Origin of the sequence: Methylomonas aurea, from assembly GCF_024505045.1 — a bacterium.
In the GTDB taxonomy this organism is placed as follows: Bacteria; Pseudomonadota; Gammaproteobacteria; order Methylococcales; family Methylomonadaceae; genus Methylomonas; species Methylomonas aurea.
The window spans coordinates 21,990-40,035 of sequence record NZ_JANIBM010000007.1; the positions used below are offsets into that span (position 1 = coordinate 21,990).

Consider the following 18,046-nt stretch of genomic DNA (forward strand, 5'->3'; position numbering starts at 1 on the left):
AGCCGCGGCCGGCGAACCGGGCTACAACCAACCGGAGCGCTTGAGGCGCCAGTACAAACCCAGGCTGCCCACCGCCACGCCGGCCAATACCAGCGGATAACTGAAGGCCCACTCCAGTTCCGGCATGTGGCGGAAATTCATGCCGTACCAACTGAACACCATGGTCGGAATCGCCAGAATCGCGCCCCAGCCTGCCAGACGCTTGACCACTTCGTTTTGCCGCACCGTTTCGAAGGTCAGATGCACTTGCATCGCCGCCAGCAGCATTTCGCGCATGCCCTGAATCGCCCGGTCCACGCGCTTGATATGGTCGGCGACATCGCGAAAATAAAAGCGTACGTCTTTGTGGATCATGCCGCCGTGAAACCGCATCAATTCGTTGCAGATGTCGATCACCGGATTGATCGCGCCTTCCAGCAACAGCAACTCGCGCTTCAATTCGTACAAGCCCTCCATGGTCTGCCGGCTGGGCCGGTTCTGAAAGATGGCCGATTCCAACACATCGAAGCGTTCCTGCAAGCCGTTGATGACCGGCATGTAGTTGTCGACGATGAAATCCATCACCGAATACAACGCAAACCCGGAACCTTTGGCCAGCAATTGCGGCATGGCCTGACAGCGTTCCCGCACCCGGGCCAGGCTGTGCGAAGCGCCGTGGCGCACCGTCACCAAAAAGCGCGGCCCGACGAACAAGTGGGTCTCGCCGAAGGCGACGCTGTCGTCGACCAACTGCGCGGTCTGCAATACGATGAACAGCGAATCGCCGTATTCCTCGATTTTCGGCCGCTGATGCGCGGAACAGGCATCCTCGATCGCCAAATCGTGCAAGCCGAACTCGATTTGGATCGCCCGCAAAATCCCGCTATCGGCCTCGCGCAGCCCCAGCCAGACGAAGGTATCCTCCTTCAGCAGCACTTCGCTGATATCCTCGATGGTAACATCGCCGATACCGACCCCTTTCTGGTAGGCCACGCAACGCATGACTTTGGAATTATCGATGGCCTGGTTCAAGAGTTTCTCCGCTTATTTGGCAATGGTGATGGCCGGAGCGCCTTGCTGGTTCAAATTGGCGACCGTCATCTGAAAGATCTGGCACAGCAAGCGGAAACCCTCGCGGTTCCACTGGTAGCCGGTTTCCGGCGGCAGTCCATAATTCCGGCCGCCGAATTCGACGCTGAGGTCGCCGCCGTCCGCGCCGACCTGCAAGGCCAAAGTCTGCACCGGATTCTCGCGCACCGCCGGCGTCGCCGGGTGTTTGTCCACCGCAAACTCCGGTTCGTCGCCGAGGCCTTGGCCGATGAAATTCAACACATTATGAAAGCTGCGCAAGCGGAACACGCCGTGCAACGGCCATTCGCCGCCCGGATAACCGGCGCGGATATCGACGCCAACATCGTTATCGGCGCCCTGCCCGGCCTCTTCATGCAGCCGCCGCCGCTCGTCGTTGCTCAGTAGCGCCGGATCGTAATTGGTCAGCACGATGCGCCCCACCACCCGTTTCTTCAGCCGCACTTGTCCCGATTGCGGCAGAAATTCGACGGCGTAGTCTTTTTCCAGCTCGGCTAGATGTTCCGCCGCCACGGCGCCGGCCGGCAACAGCCACTCGCGCTCGAACATCAGCGGTTCGGCAAACAGTTGGTGCCGGTCCTGAACCGACGACAGATGCAGCACCGCCTGGCGAAACACGCGGTAGCCTTCGGCATCCGCCGGCCGATTCGAATAGATGCCGTTTTGCGCGCCGCCGGCCAGACGCAGTTCGCCTGCCAGCAAACGCAGCAATAAATCCACGTCGACGCCCTGGCGCAACAGCATCGTCAGTTTGCTCTCCGGAAACGGCGTAAGCATGCGCTTGGTGAATTCCTCGCCTTCGATCGGCACGATGCTGATGGTCGGATTTTCCGATACGGTGCCGCCGAATACCGGCGTCAATAACGACCCGTTTTCGCCGGTGACCGCCGGCGTCGCCCCGGCATTCAATTGAAAATTAAAGGTCGCGGCGATATTGGACACTCCGGTGAAATGCAGCGGCTGATGCTGGTGGGCGCGGGCAATGTTCAGCAACAACTGCCGCGACAGCGTATCGGCCGTGGCTTTGTCGTATTCAACCACCGCGCGGTCCAACGCCAGCGGCGACAGGCAGGCGGACAAAAGCAGCGGAGCGACCAGACCGAAAATGGCCGGCAAACTCGGCAGCGGCAGTTGGTAATGAAACAGAGTGGACATCGTGGCAAATACGCAAAAAAACCGGTTAAGTTTGCACGCGCAGCTATCGAAAACACAATCGCATTTTTTCGCCGCCGTATTCTCCGCGTCCGCCGGCCTGCGCCGCGGCCGGAGAAATTTGGGTTTACACTGTCGCCATCCGCCACTTCGCTAGCGTGCCGAACCATGAAAATCCACCACTTGACCGCTGCGGAAGCTCTGGAAAGCTTGGGCTCCAGCCTGAACGGCCTGGACGATGCCGTAATCGAAGGCCGGCTGCGCGAATTCGGCTTCAATCGCCTCGAAGAAACTCGAAAAACCTCGGCGCTATTGCTGTTCGCCCGGGAATTTCTGCATTTTTTTGCGCTGATCTTGTGGCTGGCGGCCGGTCTGGCGTTCTTCGCCGAAGCGCAGCAACCCGGCGAAGGCATGCAGACTCTGGGTTATGCCATTCTCGGCGTGATCGCGATCAACGGCTGTTTTTCGTTCTGGCAACGGCATCAGGCGGAACAAGCCATCGCCGCGCTGCAAAAACTGCTGCCGCACCAGGTCAAAGTGATTCGCGACGGCGAATTGAGCCTGGTCTACGCCGACGAGCTGGCGCCCGGCGACCTGCTGGTATTGCAGGAAGGCGATAACGTGCCGGCCGATTGCCGTTTGGTGGAAGCGTTGGCGTTGCGGGTCAACAACGCCACCATCACCGGCGAATCGTTACCGAAAGGCCGCGACGCGCAGCCGTCCGACGCCGAGGATATCGGCCAGAGCCGCAACATCCTGCTGGCGGGCACCTCGGTGGTGGCAGGTGAAGGCAAGGCCGTGGTCTTCGCCACCGGCATGCACACCGAGTTCGGCAAGATCGCAAACACCCTGAAAACCACGGTAAAAGCTCAATCGCCGCTACAAAAACAAATCGCCCGTCTGAGCCACTTTGTTGCGCTGCTGGCGCTGGCGCTGGGCGTCGCGTTCTTTTTCATCGGCCAAGCCATCGGCCTCACCTTCTGGGAAAACTTCATCTTCGCCATCGGCCTGATCGTCGCCAACGTGCCGGAAGGGCTGTTGCCGACAGTCACCTTGTCGCTGGCGATGGCGACGCAACGCATGGCCAAGCGCAACGCGCTGATCCGCAATTTGCCGTCGGTGGAGACCCTGGGCTCGACCACGGTAATCTGCACCGACAAGACCGGCACGTTGACCGAGAACCGAATGGCGGTCAAACAGTTATTTCTGGACGGCCACTATTGCAACCCCGACCAACTGGGCCGCCACAGCCTGCAACAGCACGCCGCGTTTCTCGGCTGTGCCGCGCTATGCCACAACCTGAAGCGTATCGAAGGCAACGCACCGCTCGGCGATCCGATGGAAATCGCGCTGGCGGACATGGCTCATGCCCGAGGCATGCGCATCGACTATCCGAAGATCGGCGAAGTGCCGTTCGATACCGACCGCAAGCGCATGTCGACGCTGCACGACACGCCGGCCGGCACGATGTTGTTCTGCAAGGGGGCGCTGGAAATGGTGCTGCCGCTGTGCCGGCAGATCGCCGCCGGCAACCGCATCGAAACGCTCGACGACGGCCACCGCCAACAATTGGCGAAAGCGCTGCAAACCATGGCCGACCAGGGGCTGCGGGTATTGGCGCTGGCCTATCGGCCATTACCTGAGGAAATACCGGACAATCCCGAACAAAGCCTGATCCTCGCCGGCCTGGTCGGTCTGGAAGACCCGCCGCGACCGGAAGTCGCCGCCGCCATCGGCCAATGCCATCGGGCCGGCATCAAAGTCATCATGGTGACCGGCGACCACCCGCACACCGCCGTCGCCATCGCCCGCCAAATCGGCTTGGTGCGCAGCGAGCATCCCAAGGTCATCGTCGGCGACAAATTGAAGAAACTGACGCCCAGCCAGTTGCAGGTGGCGCTGGATGCGGACGAGATCGTTTTCGCCCGGGTCGGTGCCGACCAGAAAATGCAGATCGTCGAAGCCCTGCAGCGCAAGCAGCATATCGTCGCGGTCACCGGCGACGGCGTCAACGACGCGCCGGCGCTGAAAAAGGCCGACATCGGCATCGCGATGGGCAAGGCCGGCACCGACGTTGCAAAAGAGGCCGCCGACATGATTTTGCTGGACGACAACTTCGCCAGCATCGTCGCCGCGATCGAGGAAGGCCGCGCCGTATTTGACAACATCCGCAAATTTCTGACCTACATCCTGACCTCGAACATTCCGGAAGTGGTGCCCTACCTGGCTTTCGTGTTGTTCAAGATTCCGCTGCCGTTGACCATCATTCAGATCTTGGCCGTCGATCTGGGCACCGACATGCTGCCGGCGCTGGGCCTGGGCGCGGAGAAGCCCGATGCGGCGGTGATGGAACAAATGCCGCGCTCGCAAAAGGAAACCCTGATCGACTGGCGGCTGTTGGCCCGCGCCTACGGCTTCCTCGGCCTATTGGAGGCCGTCGCGGCGATGGCGGCGTTCTTTTTCGTGCTGGATCGCGGCGGCTGGGAATACGGCCAAATCCTGCACGGCCGCCAGCCCTTGTATTTGCAGGCGACCACGGCCTGCCTCAGCGCGATCATCATGATGCAGATCGCCAACGTCTTCATCTGCAAACAACGCCAGCGCGGCCTGCTCGGCACGGCGTTGCTGGATAACAAACTGATCCTGTCCGGCATTTTGTTGGAAATTGCGCTGATCCTGGCCATCGTCTACACGCCGTGGGGCAACGCCCTGTTCGGCGCCGCACCGATCGGCGGCGAAGTCTGGCTGTTCACATTGCCCTTCGTCGCCGGCATGCTGGCTTTGGAAGAATTGCGCAAATGGCTGGTGCGGCGCTTCAAACTGTTTCCGCTACGGGCCGAACCGGCCCGGCTGCGCAAATCCGGCCGGACTCGAACCGGCCGTTAAGGATCGCTAGCCGCGGTCCCGGCCGCAACCGCAGCGAACGCTAGCGGCGGCCGAAAATCGAAAAGGCGGCTTTGAAAGGTTATTGAAAGCTTGAACCGGTAGCATGCCGCGATAAATATCGATTGGCATGTTCCCGATTCAAATGCGCGTTATTGACCTGATTTACCCGATTGCACTGTCGCTTGCTCTGGCGTTGGGCTGCGACCGGCATGAAGCCGAGCTGAAAATCCCGGCGCCGCCGGCCGGCTCCGACGGCAAGCGGCCGGTTTCGTTACGCCCGGAAGCGCTGCCCTATATCACGATCCGCGAAATCCGGCCGGAAACCCACGCCGGCACGATTTCGGCACCGGCGCGGGTCGAATTTCGGGCCCAGGCCGTCTCCACCGTCGGCACCGTCGTCGCCGGCCGGATCGGCAAAATCCTGGTACAGATCGGCGACCGGGTCAAGGCCGGCACGCCGCTGGCGGTATTGGCCAGCGGCGAAGCGGCGCAGATGCGTTCCGACTACTCCCGCGCCGCCGCCGAATTGGCCAGGGCGCAAGACCAGTTGCGCCGCCAACTGGAAATGCAACGCACCGGCGTCGGTCTGGAAATCGAACGCGTCGCAGCGGAAACCCAAGCCAAACAGGCGCAAACCGAACTGGAACGCAGCCGCGATTTCGTCAAGCTGCTCGGCGACGGCAACGCGGCAGAAGTTGTAGTGCGGGCGCCGATGGACAGCGTGGTCCTGAAAACCCACGTTGCGACCGGCGCCGCGGTCGGCTCGGGTTCGCCGCTGTTCGATTTGGGCGAACCCTCGGCGGCGTGGGTGGTAGCCGACGTATTCGAGAAAGACTTGCTGCTGGTCGAAAAAGGCGCCAAAGCCATCATCGAACTGGCCTCGTCGCCGGAGCCCATCGTCGGCCACGTCGTCGGCGAAAGTGCGGCGCTCGAGACCGAACTGCGCCGCGCCTCGGTATTCATCGAGCCCGACAACCGCCAGATTGCGCTACGGCCCGGCATGTTCGCCCGCGTCGTGATCGAAGCCTCGGCGCCGGAGCAAATCGTGGTGCCGACCGCGGCGGTTCTGATCAAGGACGGCCGCGAAACCGTAGTCTACGTCGAAACCGCGGCCAACCGTTTCGAAGCGCGGCCGGTCCAGGTCGGCCAGTCCCGCGAAGGCATGGTGCCGATTCTGAAAGGCTTGTCGGCCGGCGAGCGAGTCGTGGTCGGCGGCGCGCTGCTGCTGGACGGCGAAGCGGCTTTATTGTTGTAACGGCCGCAGCATGCTGAAGTTATTGATCGAATATTGCGTCCACCGCCGCATCGCCGCGCTGGTATTGACCTGCATCGTGGCGCTGTTCGGCATCCGCGCCTACCTGGAAACGCCGATAGAAGCCTACCCCGACGTCACCAACACCCAGGTCAGCGTAATCAGCCTGATGCCGGGCTACGCACCGGAAGAAGTCGAACGCCAGGTCACGGTACCTTTGGAGCGGGCGCTGAACGGCATTCCCGGTATGCTGAAACTGCGCAGCCAGAGCCTGTTCGGCCTTTCGCTGGTGACGATCACCTTCGCCGACGGCGTCGACAGCTTCCATTCCCGCACCCTGGTCAGCGAACGCCTGACCGGCGCCGAACTGCCGGACGCGGTGAAACCGGTATTGGCGCCGGATTACACACCGCTCGGCGAAATCTATAAATTCGTCGTCGCCAGCGACCGCCATTCGCTGTACGAGCTGCGCTCGGAGATGGAATGGAACGTGTCGCGGGTGTTGCGCCAGGTGCCAGGCGTGGCCGACGTTCTGACCTTCGGCGGGTACTATAAGGAATACCACGTCGAAATCGACCCGGTGCGTCTGGATTCGTTCGGCTTGACATTGGATGAAGTCAACCAGGCCATCGCCGGCGCCAACCGCAACGTCGGCGCCGGCTTCTTGCGCCACGGCGACCAGCAAATGGTCGTGCGTAGCGTCGGCTATCTCGGTTCGGCGGAAGACGTCAAAAAAATCGTGCTGAAAAGCCAGGGCGGCACTCCGGTTACGGTCGGCGACATCGCCCGGCTGGTGCAGGCCTACACGCCGCGCCAAGGCGCGGTAGGCCTGGACCGCGAGCGCGAGGCCGTGGAAGGTATCGTGCTGCTGCGCCGCGGCCAGAACCCGTCGCGGGTGCTGGCCTGCGTGCACGCCAAAGTCGAGGAACTCAACAACCGCATATTGCCTGTCGGTATGAAATTGGTGCCGTTCCTGGATCGCACCGAATTGGTCGACAAGACGCTGCATACGGTTTACGGCAACCTGCTGCACGGTTTTTTGCTGGTAGCCGGCGTGGTCTGGCTGTTCCTGCGCAGCATCCGCGGCTCGCTGATCGTGGCCTGCGTGATTCCGGTCTCGCTGCTGGTAGCCTTCATCGGCCTGTACCAGCTCGGCCTGCCGGCCAATCTGATATCGATGGGCGCGATCGATTTCGGCATCATCCTCGACGGCGCCGTGGTGCTGGTGGAAAACGTCATCCACCAAGCCAATCACCGGCAGCCGGCTACCCGTCGCGACATGCTGCATTTGATCGTCGGCGCCGCCTTCGACGTGGCCAAGCCGACGTTCTACGCCATGCTGATCATCATTGCCGCGCTGCTACCGGTATTTACGTTGGAGCAGGTGGAAGGCCGCATTTTTCGGCCGCTGGCGCTGACTTACAGTTTCGCCTTGGTCGGCGGGCTGGTATTTGCGTTGACCTTGGTTCCGGCGCTGTGCGCGATGCTGATTCGCCCCAAACACGCGATGATCGCCGAACCGAGGTTTTTGGCGAGCCTGCGCGGCGTCTACCGCCGCACTCTGGCTTGGGCGTTGCGGCGCCGGCCGTTGGCGCTGGCCGCTGCGGCCGGCTTGCTGCTGGCCGGCGCCGTGGCCGGGCAAGGCTTGGGCACCGAGTTTTTGCCGGAATTGGACGAAGGCGACGTGCACGTGTTCGTGGAAATGCCGGCCAGCATTGCGCTGGCCAAAGGCCAGGAGGTGCTGCTGGACATGCGGCAACGGCTGCTGGCGTTCCCGGAAGTCAAGAACATACTCAGCCAGCAAGGCCGCTCCGAAGACGGCACCGACAACGAAGGCGTCAACATGAGCGAAACCTTCGTCCACCTCAAACCGCGCGAACTATGGCGACCCGGCCTGGAGAAGGAGGCCCTGGTCGATGCGATGCGCGCGGCGTTGGCGGCCATCCCCGGCGTGCGTTTCAATTTCTCCCAGCCGATCAAGGACAATGTCGAAGAAGCGGTCAGCGGCGTGCGCGGCAAAGTGGTATTGAAGATTTACGGCAACGACCTGGAAGCCATGCGTAGCGCGCTGGAACAAGCCAAGACCCGCTTGAAAGCCGTGCCCGGCGTCATCGATCTGGATCTGTACCGAGAATCCATCGTGCCGCAACTGCAAATCAAACTGGACCGCTCCGCGCTGGCGCGGCAAGGCATCAGCGTCGACGCGGCGCAGGACGCCATAGAAACCGGGCTGGCCGGAAAAGTGGTCACCGAACTGTGGCAGGACGAACGGCCGATTCCGCTCAGAACCATACTGCCCGGCGCCGAACGCAGCGACAGCGAGCAAATCGGCAATCTGCTGCTGCCGACGCCGAACGGCGCGCGGATTCCGTTGCGCGAAGTGGCATCGCTGTCGACCGAACGCGGCCGTACCTCGATCGAACGCGAAGCCAACCGCCGTTTCCTGGCGCTGAAATTCAACGTGGAAAACCGCGACTTGGGTTCGGTCGTGCACGATGCGATAGCGGCCGTGGAAGGCAATATCGATCTGCCGGAGGCTGCGTTTCTGGTCTGGGGCGGCGAATTCGAAAACCAGCAGCGGGCCATGGCCAAGCTCGGCGTCGTGGTGCCGATTGCGGTGCTGATCGTGTTCGGCTTACTGTACGGCGCGCTGCAATCGGCGCGCAGCGCCTTGGTAATTCTGGCCTGCGCGCCGTTCGCAATGACCGGCGGCGCCTTCGTGTTGCTGGCCGCCGGCATCCCGCTGTCGGTCAGCGCCGCAATCGGTTTTATCGCCCTACTCGGCCAGATGTCGTTGCTGGGTTTGCTGGTGCTGAGCGCCACCGAGCAACGCCGCCGTAACGGTCTGGCGCTAACCGACGCCATTGTCGACGGGGCCTCAGATCGCTTACGCCCGGTGTTGATGGCGTCGCTGCTGGCGTTGCTGGGCTTGTTGCCGATGGCCGTTTCCACCGGCATCGGCAGCGAAACCCAACGCCCGTTCGCACTGGTCATCGTCGGCGGCATGTTGACTACGTTTTTTGTGGCGATGCTGGCGCTGCCGGTCGTGTATTCGTATATCACGCCGCAGCGGCTGGTCACCCCGGAAGAAGCCGACGAACTGGCGGAGGAAGCCGAATGAAACCACTCTACCAACCCCAGCTGCCCATCGCGATGATCCTGCTGCTCGGCCTGCTTTGCCTGCTCTGCGCCGCACTGCATTCGAAGCCGGCGCAGGCCGAACCCGCGGCAGCGCTGCCCGAGCGGGTAACGATGGCGCAACTGCTCGCCATCAGCCGCGAACAAAGCCCGCGCTTCGCCGCGCTGGCGCAACGCCTCGAAGCCGCCGCGGCCGAAGTCGTGGCCGCCGAAGTATTGCCGAACCCGAAACTGAGTTACGGCCGCAACGATTTGCTGAGCCGGCAAAATACCATGTACGACGGCCGGGTCCAGCAACAAGTGCTGCTGGAAGTACCGGTGTTGATCGCCGGCCAGCGCGGCGCCCGCGTCGAAGCGGCCGCCAAGAGCGAACTCGCCGCCGCCGCGACAATCGAGGCCGAAGTCGCCGAATTGCTGCGCGAGGAATGGGGCTTGTTCGTCAAACAATTGGCCGACCGCCGCCGTAGCGCCGTGTTGCAGGAAACTTCGGATTATCTCGGCCATTTGGCGGAAATCGTCTCCGGCCGCAACCGGGCCGGCAACGCCAGCCGCTACGATTTGCTGCGGGTGGAATTGGAACATAAAGCGCTGCAAACCCGGCTGGAAACCGTCGACAACGATCTGGCCGCCGACGCCGGCCGGATCGGGGTTTTGCTGGGTTTGCCGGGGTGGAAACCGCAAGCCGCGGGCAAACTGGATTACCTGAACGTCGCAACCGACCTGGAGCGGCTGTGGGCGGAAGCAACCAAATTGAATCCGGCTCTGGCAGCGGCCCGTTTGAACGAATCCGCCGCGGAAGCCGGTGTGGAACGGGCCGAACGCGAACGCTGGCCGGTGCCGACCTTGCAACTCGGTTCGGTATTTACCGACCAACCCTACGGCAACGCCAGCTACGCCGGCGTATCGGTCGAATTGCCGATTTTCGACCGCGGCCAGGGCGGCATGGCCCGCGCCAACGCCGAAAAGCGCGCGGCGGCGCTGGCGCGGGAATTGTCGGGAGCCAGCACGCGTAGCGAGTTGGAGCGTGCCGTCGATCAACTCGGCAAACGCCGAGCCACCCGAATCAAATTCGAAAGCGAGGTAGTCGGCAAACTGCAAGGCCTCAAGGCGATGGGCGAAGCCAGCTACCGCCTGGGTAAAGGCAGTTTGCTGGAATTGCTCGACGCCTCCCGTTCCCGCACCGATACTCAGCTCGCCCATCTGGATTTGATCCAGGCCGAAATCGAAGCCGAATTGGACGTGTTAAAAGTCGCCGGTTTGCTGGCCGCAGCCGCAGCCGACCGTTAAGCAAGGCGGATCGATTCGAGACGGAGTCCGCATATCGGAACCAGCGGAGACCGCCGTCGACGCCGAATCCGGCCAATGTTGGCAATTGAAAAAACGCCGAAGTTATCCCGGCCGGCAACCGCCACCCAGTGCCCGACGGGTCCGCTATCGCCGGTTGGCGAATCCTAGCGATTACCCTGGAAAGAGCAGTTGGCGTGTGTTGTGGGCCGTTCGTGCCGAGCCAAAGCATGAACCATGTCGAAGCATGAGTGGCTCAAAACTTACTCGCCCGTCGCGTGAATGAAAAATCCCGCCCATCCTTCGACAAGCTCAGGACAAACGGGATTCTTTTCGGCTCAACTGCTTTTTCTGGGATTTCCGTTGCGGTCGAATTTCGGCAAGCCTCAGCGCAACTTATTGCGAGGCTTCGCCCCTCAAGGCTTTGCACGCCACTGCCGGTACCAATCCAACATTTCCTCGGCCGGCATGGGCCGGGCAATACCGTAGCCTTGCGCCAATTCGCAGCCGAGTTGCAGCAGCACTTCCCCGTGTTTCGCGGTTTCGACGCCTTCGGCAATGACTTGCTTGCCGAAAGCGGCGGCCAGACTAATGACGCCGTTGAGAATGGACAAATCGTCCGGATCGTCGAGCATATCGCAGACGAAACTCCGGTCTATTTTCAACATGACCACCGGCAAGCGTTTCAGGTAGGTCAAAGAGGAATAACCGGTACCGAAATCATCCAGCGCAAATGCGACTCCAAGCTCCTTACACGCATAAATAACGTCGGAAACATGGCTGATGTCTTCGATCGCACTGGTTTCAAGCACCTCGAGCTCCAGGCAATCGGCGCCAAGCGAAGGATGGCCGGCAAGCAACTGCCGCAGGCGTTCGACAAAATTCTTTTGTTGCAATTGGCGGGCGCCGACGTTGACGCTTACCGGAATGTTCAGACCGGCTTCGCGCCAGATTTGGATTTGGTTCAGGGCGTTGTCGATCACCCATTCGCCTATTTCGACAGCGAGCGGATGATCCTCGATTACCGGCAGGAATTCGCCGGGCTGCAACAGGCCTTGCTCCGGATGGTGCCAACGGATTAAAGCCTCCGCACCGACCACTTCCCCCGTGAGCAGATTCACCTTGGGTTGGTAATGCAGCACAAATTCGCGCCCAAGCATCGCCTGGCCGATACGACTCAATGATTCGTGGCGATTGCGGAGGTAACTGTCTTGGTCGGCATCAAATTGGCACACGCAGTTTTTGCCGGCTAACTTGGCTTGATACATGGCCTGATCGGCCTGGCGCAACAGTTGGTCGGCATCCACTTCTTCCGCTTGAGGATAAAAGGTGACTCCCAGGCTGGCGGAAACGTTGAATATCAGCTCGCCGCAAGCCACCGGCTCGGATGCGGCCTTCAGCAATCGGTTCAGCATAGGCATACTCGATTCGGCATCGGCCAGCTCCGGCATTATCGCGACGAATTCGTCGCCGCCGATCCTGGCCAAGGTATCGCCTTCGCGCAGGGCTTGTCTCATTCTGGCGGACACCGCTATCAACAAGCGGTCGCCGGCTTCGTGCCCATAACTATCGTTGATGGCTTTAAAACCATCCAGATCCAAATAGACGATTGCCAGCAGTTCCCCGTTACGTTGCGCCTGGACGATAGCCTGGCGCATCCGATCCGCCAGCAGAATCCGATTGGGCAAGTTGGTGAGTGCGTCAAAGTGCGCAATATGTTCGAGTTGCTTTTCATGCTCTTTGAGCGTTGTGATGTCGGAAAATAAAGACACATATTGGCTGATATTGCCTTGCGCATCGCGTATCGCACTGATCGATTCCATTTGGGCGTAGATCTCGCCGGTCTTGCGCCGATTCCAGATTTCCCCGTACCAATGGCCTTTCTCCAACAATTGCTGCCACAAATTGGCATAAAAACTTTGGTCGTGGCATCCGGATTTGAACAAGCGCGGAGTGCGGCCGACGGCTTCTTCGCGGCTGTAGCCGGTTATCAAGCTGAAAGCGTCATTGACGTCAATGATGATTCCATCGGTTCCGGCTATCATGATGCCTTCGCGAGCATGGGTGAAGACGCTGGCGGCAAGCTGCAGTTTTTGCTCGACCTGCTTGCGCTCGGTGATATCGGTATGCGTTCCGATCATCCTTAACGGGTTGCCGTCGAAGCTCCGGCTCACCACCATGCCGCGGGCAAGAATGTGTTTATAGCTGCCGTCCTTGCACCTCATCCTGAACTCCACCGAATAAAGCGGAGTCTTGCCCGTCAGATAATCCCGAAGCGTCGCCGAGACCCTGGCGCGATCGTCGGAATGTAGCCGATCTTCCCATTCTTGTTTACCGGCGAGCAGGTCGTCGTCGCCGTAACCCAACATCTCCTTGTAACGCCTGGAAAAACTCACTTCATTCGTCGCGATATTCCAGTCCCAAACCCCGTCACCTGCGCCTTCAATGGCGAATTTCCAGCGGAACTCGCTTTCGGCCAGTTGGGCCTCAGTTTGCTTACGTTCGGTTATGTCGCGTGCCGTGGCATAGGACACACCGCCGTCTGCGTCGAAATAAGCCGTCCAAGACAAATGCACCAGCCTGCCGTCCTTGCAAACGTAGCGGTTTTCGAAGACAACCGACTCATGGCCCAAGACCTGGCGCGCCATTTCCTCCGCGGTTTTTTGCCTGTCCTCGAGGAAAACGAACTCCACGAAAGGCTTGGACAACAACTCGGATTCGTCGAAGCCGGTCAATGACACGAAGGCCGGATTGACGTGCTTGAAACGACCCAACGGATCGGCAATACACATCGGCTCCATGGTGAGCCGGAAAAATCGGAAATACTGCTCTCTTTCTTGCGCCAGGCGCTCCCGTTCCAAGACTTCCGCCCGGAGCCGACCGGTAAAATTCTGCAGCCGGGTCGTCATGTCGTTGATCGCGGCGGCGAGTTCGCTAAATTCATCGGTACCGTCGCAGATAATCCGGTAATCCAGATTGCCTTCCGCAATCCGCTTCGCCCCCTGATGCAAAGGTAATAAGCGCGTATTGATCAGCCGGCCGAGCCGCATCGAATTCAGAATCGTGGCCAACACCAACAGAAGTGCGAACAGACTGACAATACTGACCACATATTGGTAACTTTTTTCCACGCGCTGGGTGCGCGCATCCAGTAAAGTCCTGACCAGGTTAAGGCTCTCGGAGGCTGTCAGCAAAAGTTGGCTGACCAGTCTTTTGTCCAATTCCGTATACACGTCTTGCCGGTCGGATGCCCGGTTCAGGAACGGGTTGTTTTCGACGATGCGTTGAAAAATAGTTGCGGATTTGTCGACACTCCGGCGCAACTTGTGCAAAACCTGGGCATCGTCTGCGGAGGCATGTTTTGCTATGGCCCGGCCTACCAATCGATCGACGATTTCGCGTTGGCGCTCCCAATCGGTCCGCGCCCGCTCTTCCCGATACAGCAAGTATTGGTCCCTGAATGCGGTTAACTTGGATAAACCGCGCACGAGCTCGTCGACCAGCAGATAGCCTTTTTTTTCTTGCTGGTAATACAGGGTTGTCCAAAACAGGATCGGCAAGATTACCACCACAGCGACGATCGTCGACGCAGATAGGATTTTTAAGCGTTTGATGATCCGCATTGCCGGCTTAGTGATAAATCGATACCGCGGCCGGCTTTACGGCTGCCAGACTATCGGTATGGATGTGTAGCCGGTAGTCGGGCATCACCTCTCGATCGGCGAGTCGATTTTTCATGGCCCAGCGGGTTTCGTCTTCCAAGGTAATCAGCAGCGTTTGATCGAGTGCCAACTCGTAGTTGAAATCGGCCCAAACATCCTTGACCAGACTCAATTCCAAACGGGTAGCCCTTGCCATAATGGTTTGCGCCGCCTCCGGTTTGTCCGCGACGAAGGCTTCGGCCTTGAGCAACGCGCGCAAAACGCGCTCGGCCGTATCGGCGTTATTTTCGATAAATGCTTTTTGTGCAGCGACATTAAACGTCTCGGTATAAATGTCCCGGTCGTAAAAAACCGCCACATCGGCGCCGAGTTGCCGTCGAATTTGTATCAGCGGGTAGTTCCAGGTGCAGACGGCATCGACCCGCTTGCGTTCAAGGCTCTGTTGCATGTCTTCGGGATCGATGGCAACCGGCTCGATTTCCGGCCTGGTCAAGCCGGACGCCGTAAGAATGGAATCCAGAAAAAATTCGGATGTCGTGCCGGGGGTAAAGCCGACGCGCTTCCCCTTCAAATCTGCAAGTTTGGCAATGCCGGTGTCTCGTCTGGCCACGATGGCATGATTGCTGGAACTGGTCACGATATTGGCGATTGCCGTAACCGGTTCCCCGCGCAATATGCTGAACATCAGCGGCGTTTCGGCGACGGTAGCGAAATCGGCTTTCCCGTCAACCACCGCCTGCAAGGCCGTCTTGCCGAAGCTATACATTTGAGGTTGCACCTCCAATCCCTCCGCGGTAAAAAAGTCCTGCGCCATTGCGACATGCATCAGGACCGATTCCGGTTGATAGGTGAAGGCTACCGTGATCTTTCTAAAAGGCTCTGGATTTTGCGGCGTCGACTTCTGGCAAGCCGCCAGCACCGCGAAGAAAATCGATAAGAGGACAACATTTACATATTCGGATTTGCGCTGCGTAACATTAACCACTAATTCTGTACTCTAAAAACGACCACATCGGGTCGAAAGGCAAAGCAGCATCTGCGGGCCGACAGCGGCCAACGGCGGTGCCGACGGACTGTTATACAACGACCGGCTCGGTTAACCAAATATTTTCCGCACAAATAACATGGGCTATGTTATTGATTAACTTAGGCGTTAGAGAGTTTTTGCCATTGGCGGACGGCCGAAACGCTCCCTGGCGGTTTCGTTACGCAGCGGCTGCAAATGGAGAACTACTGAAACAATTGGCGAGACGCCGGCATGAGGTAACCCAGAGCCGGATTCCAATCGATTGTCGATTTTCCCGCGTCTTGCGCTGTTTCATGAAAGGGTACCTCTAAAAATTGCACTTCGATTAACTCAGTGCGAACGGCAGCCTTTATAAATCAGAGCATTTCCGTTCGTGCTGAGTTGGTCGAAGCTCGAACGGATAATTTTTAGAGGTTCCCGAAAACGAAAACCGCTTCGTTTGGCGGTATTGTCCCTGCCGCAAGCCTGACCGTGGCATGATATGGCAAACACCTGAAAATAGCGGGAGGAAACATGGCACAAGTCGAATATTGGTACTCCGACGACAGCTTCATCCACTGCGAGTCGGCGCTGCGCCGGGCGATTGGCCAGTACGCGTCGAGAAACCGCTGGATTTACATCGGCCTGACCCAACAGCGCCCGGAGGACAGATTCAGTCAGCACCAACGTAAATGGGCCGAGGGCCACAAATGGGACCGGATGATCGTGATCTACCGGGCGCGCAGCTTCAGCTTGATGCAGACCGTCGAAGACCGGCTGATCAAATACGCGCAGATGCAAATCGACTTAGGACACTACGCTTGCACGCTGATCAACGATAAGGATTCGCAACCGCCCATGGCCGCAGTGGCACCCAACGGATTCTGGGTCTACTGCCTGGTCCAGCAGTAAATACGGCTACCGGCGCGGTGGGCCGGCACGGTAAATGCCGGTATGATAGGGACTGCCGCCGATTCCGGCTTTACGAAGGGAGTTCACCATGCTAGCCACCAAGCGATACGAATACCTGCCTATCGAGCAAATCGAGTTTCACCATACCCTGACCAACCACCGCGATCTGGACCGGGCCAAGGTCGCCCATCTGGAAAAGGATATTCTCAGCAACGGCCTGTTCGAGCCGCTGGTAGTCTGGGAGCGCAACAGCCGCGAATATTACCTGGTCGGCGGCTTTCACCGGATGGAAGCGATACAGGGCATCCGCCGCGCCAATCCCGGCTATTTCGACCGGGTCGACGTCCGCGTCGTCACCGGCGACCCGGACGAGATCAAGGCGCTTAACCTGAAACTGAACTCGGACCGGGTCGATACCCGCATCACCGACTATTTCCAAACCGTGATTTACCTGAACAACGCCAACTGGTCCAAGGAGCGCATCGCCGAGTTTTTCGACAAAAGCGTAAGCTGGATAGAAGACATCGTCCGCTTCGCGCCGCTGACCACCGAAGCGATGCGGGACAAGCTGGCCAGCGGCGAGCTGTCCTGGAACCGGGCGCGGGAAATCCTGCGCAAGGCGCTGAATGCGCCGCCCGGCAACGAAAAGCAAATTATCGAACAAGAACTGGCCCGGCCGGCAGCGCCGGCCGCGGCCAAGCCGCTGCCGTTCCAGGCTACATTGAAACGGCTGTCGGCATCGATCGAGACCGCACCGAAACAAACCTTCAAAGTCACCGGCCAGGATTTGTACGCCTTGCTGGTCACGTTGCGCGGCAAAAACGTCAGCCCGGAGGACCTGGAACGGGTGCGCAAGGCATTCCCGGTGTTGTGGGACCGGGATTAGCCTGCCGGCGCCGTTTAGAAAGTCTCCTTGAACGGGCGCAGGTCGATCTCGTGGCTCCAGGCGCTGGGATGCTGGCAATGCAAATGCCAGTAAGTTTCGGCGATCGCTTCCGGTAACAGCATGCCGTCGTCGCCTTTCGCGGCGACGAACTGCGGGAATTGGCCGCGGGCGCGTTCGCCGTCGATGACGCCGTCGATCACGGCATGCACGACGTGGATGCCCTGCGGTCCGAATTCGCGTGCCATGCCTTGCGCCAAGGCCCTTACCGCGGCTTTGGCGGCGGAAAACGCGGTAAACGGCGGCCGCGCCCGCAACGACGCGGTGGCGCCGGTAAAGATCAAGGTCCCCTTGCGGTTGGGCAGCATCTGCCTGACCGCCTCCCGGCCGAACAGAAACGCGCCCAGGCTGTTTTGCCGCCACAGCGCGGTAAACATGTCCAGATCGGTTTCCAGCAACGGCGCCCGCAGATTGCTGTCGACGTTGTACGCCGCAACCGCCAGCGGCCGGCCGCTTTCGCCGATTTTCTCGAACAGGCGCCGCACGTCGGCTTCGACGGTGGCGTCGGCGACGACCGGAATCGCGGTGCCGCCGCTATCGGCGATGTCGGCCGCCACCGAAGCCAACTTGGCCGGACTGCGCCCGGCCACGAATACCGCCAGACCCTCGGCGGCGAAACGCCGAGCCAAGGCCGCACCCAAGCCCTGCTTGGGCCCGACGCCCAACACCAAAGCCGCCGCCGTCATTGCCCACCTCCGGACCCGGCAACAGCGGCCCGCCGGAACCGCGCCGGCCCAGGCCGA

Annotated in this window: 11 protein-coding genes; 6 read left to right on the top strand and 5 right to left on the bottom strand. The window is 60.1% G+C overall.

All coding sequences use genetic code 11. The features are described from left to right. Window positions 1-21: 21 nt before the first annotated feature. Together NP603_RS08090 and NP603_RS08095 are read right to left on the bottom strand one after the other, a co-directional pair. Window positions 22-981, bottom strand: coding sequence for a magnesium and cobalt transport protein CorA (locus NP603_RS08090; RefSeq protein WP_371928800.1), 960 nt, complete (start codon window positions 979-981; stop codon window positions 22-24). Window positions 982-1,023: 42 nt separating this feature from the next. Further along, the gene (locus NP603_RS08095; RefSeq protein ID WP_256610355.1) at window positions 1,024-2,223 is read right to left on the bottom strand and encodes a hypothetical protein; all 1,200 of its coding nucleotides are present in this window, start codon (window positions 2,221-2,223) and stop codon (window positions 1,024-1,026) included. Window positions 2,224-2,388: 165 nt separating this feature from the next. On the opposite strand from NP603_RS08095, the gene NP603_RS08100 reads away from it, so the two are divergent. The 4 genes from NP603_RS08100 (at window position 2,389) to NP603_RS08115 (ending at window position 10,783) form a co-directional block, all read left to right on the top strand. Continuing rightward, a complete protein-coding gene (locus NP603_RS08100) occupies window positions 2,389-5,106 on the top strand; it encodes a cation-translocating P-type ATPase (RefSeq protein ID WP_256610356.1) in 2,718 nt (905 codons plus the stop codon). A 142-nt stretch (window positions 5,107-5,248) separates the two neighbouring features. Continuing rightward, window positions 5,249-6,361 (top strand): efflux RND transporter periplasmic adaptor subunit, encoded by a 1,113-nt coding sequence (locus NP603_RS08105; RefSeq protein WP_256610357.1) that lies wholly within the window; start codon window positions 5,249-5,251, stop codon window positions 6,359-6,361. Between the two features lie 10 nt (window positions 6,362-6,371). After that, window positions 6,372-9,479: an efflux RND transporter permease subunit gene (locus NP603_RS08110; RefSeq protein WP_256610358.1), complete on the top strand. Its 3,108-nt coding sequence runs from the start codon at window positions 6,372-6,374 to the stop codon at window positions 9,477-9,479. Next, window positions 9,476-10,783, top strand: a complete 1,308-nt coding sequence (locus NP603_RS08115; RefSeq protein ID WP_256610359.1) for a TolC family protein — start codon at window positions 9,476-9,478, stop codon at window positions 10,781-10,783. Before NP603_RS08110 ends, NP603_RS08115 begins: the two co-directional genes overlap by 4 nt. 413 nt (window positions 10,784-11,196) lie before the next feature. On the opposite strand, the gene NP603_RS08120 is transcribed toward NP603_RS08115, so the two are convergent. Together NP603_RS08120 and NP603_RS08125 are read right to left on the bottom strand one after the other, a co-directional pair. Then, window positions 11,197-14,403 (bottom strand): EAL domain-containing protein, encoded by a 3,207-nt coding sequence (locus tag NP603_RS08120; RefSeq protein WP_256610360.1) that lies wholly within the window; start codon window positions 14,401-14,403, stop codon window positions 11,197-11,199. Between the two features lie 7 nt (window positions 14,404-14,410). After that, the gene (locus NP603_RS08125; protein WP_371928789.1) at window positions 14,411-15,427 is read right to left on the bottom strand and encodes an ABC transporter substrate-binding protein; all 1,017 of its coding nucleotides are present in this window, start codon (window positions 15,425-15,427) and stop codon (window positions 14,411-14,413) included. A 555-nt stretch (window positions 15,428-15,982) separates the two neighbouring features. On the opposite strand from NP603_RS08125, the gene NP603_RS08130 reads away from it, so the two are divergent. Both NP603_RS08130 and NP603_RS08135 read left to right on the top strand, forming a co-directional pair. Further along, window positions 15,983-16,360: a GIY-YIG nuclease family protein gene (locus NP603_RS08130; protein WP_256610361.1), complete on the top strand. Its 378-nt coding sequence runs from the start codon at window positions 15,983-15,985 to the stop codon at window positions 16,358-16,360. An 88-nt stretch (window positions 16,361-16,448) separates the two neighbouring features. Beyond that, a complete protein-coding gene (locus NP603_RS08135; protein ID WP_256610362.1) occupies window positions 16,449-17,246 on the top strand; it encodes a ParB/RepB/Spo0J family partition protein in 798 nt (265 codons plus the stop codon). A gap of 14 nt (window positions 17,247-17,260) precedes the next feature. Here the strand turns inward: NP603_RS08135 and NP603_RS08140 are convergent, their stop codons facing one another. Continuing rightward, window positions 17,261-17,989 (bottom strand): SDR family NAD(P)-dependent oxidoreductase, encoded by a 729-nt coding sequence (locus NP603_RS08140; protein ID WP_256610363.1) that lies wholly within the window; start codon window positions 17,987-17,989, stop codon window positions 17,261-17,263. Window positions 17,990-18,046: the final 57 nt, after the last annotated feature.

Coding starts and splice junctions, on each gene's coding strand:
- NP603_RS08140 (WP_256610363.1), bottom strand. CDS start 17,989: ATGACGGCGGCGGCTTTGGTGTTGGGCGTCGGGCCCAAGCAGGGCTTG.
- NP603_RS08115 (WP_256610359.1), top strand. CDS start 9,476: ATGAAACCACTCTACCAACCCCAGCTGCCCATCGCGATGATCCTGCTG.
- NP603_RS08110 (WP_256610358.1), top strand. CDS start 6,372: ATGCTGAAGTTATTGATCGAATATTGCGTCCACCGCCGCATCGCCGCG.
- NP603_RS08100 (WP_256610356.1), top strand. CDS start 2,389: ATGAAAATCCACCACTTGACCGCTGCGGAAGCTCTGGAAAGCTTGGGC.
- NP603_RS08105 (WP_256610357.1), top strand. CDS start 5,249: ATGCGCGTTATTGACCTGATTTACCCGATTGCACTGTCGCTTGCTCTG.
- NP603_RS08090 (WP_371928800.1), bottom strand. CDS start 981: ATGCGTTGCGTGGCCTACCAGAAAGGGGTCGGTATCGGCGATGTTACC.
- NP603_RS08120 (WP_256610360.1), bottom strand. CDS start 14,403: ATGCGGATCATCAAACGCTTAAAAATCCTATCTGCGTCGACGATCGTC.
- NP603_RS08095 (WP_256610355.1), bottom strand. CDS start 2,223: ATGTCCACTCTGTTTCATTACCAACTGCCGCTGCCGAGTTTGCCGGCC.
- NP603_RS08135 (WP_256610362.1), top strand. CDS start 16,449: ATGCTAGCCACCAAGCGATACGAATACCTGCCTATCGAGCAAATCGAG.
- NP603_RS08130 (WP_256610361.1), top strand. CDS start 15,983: ATGGCACAAGTCGAATATTGGTACTCCGACGACAGCTTCATCCACTGC.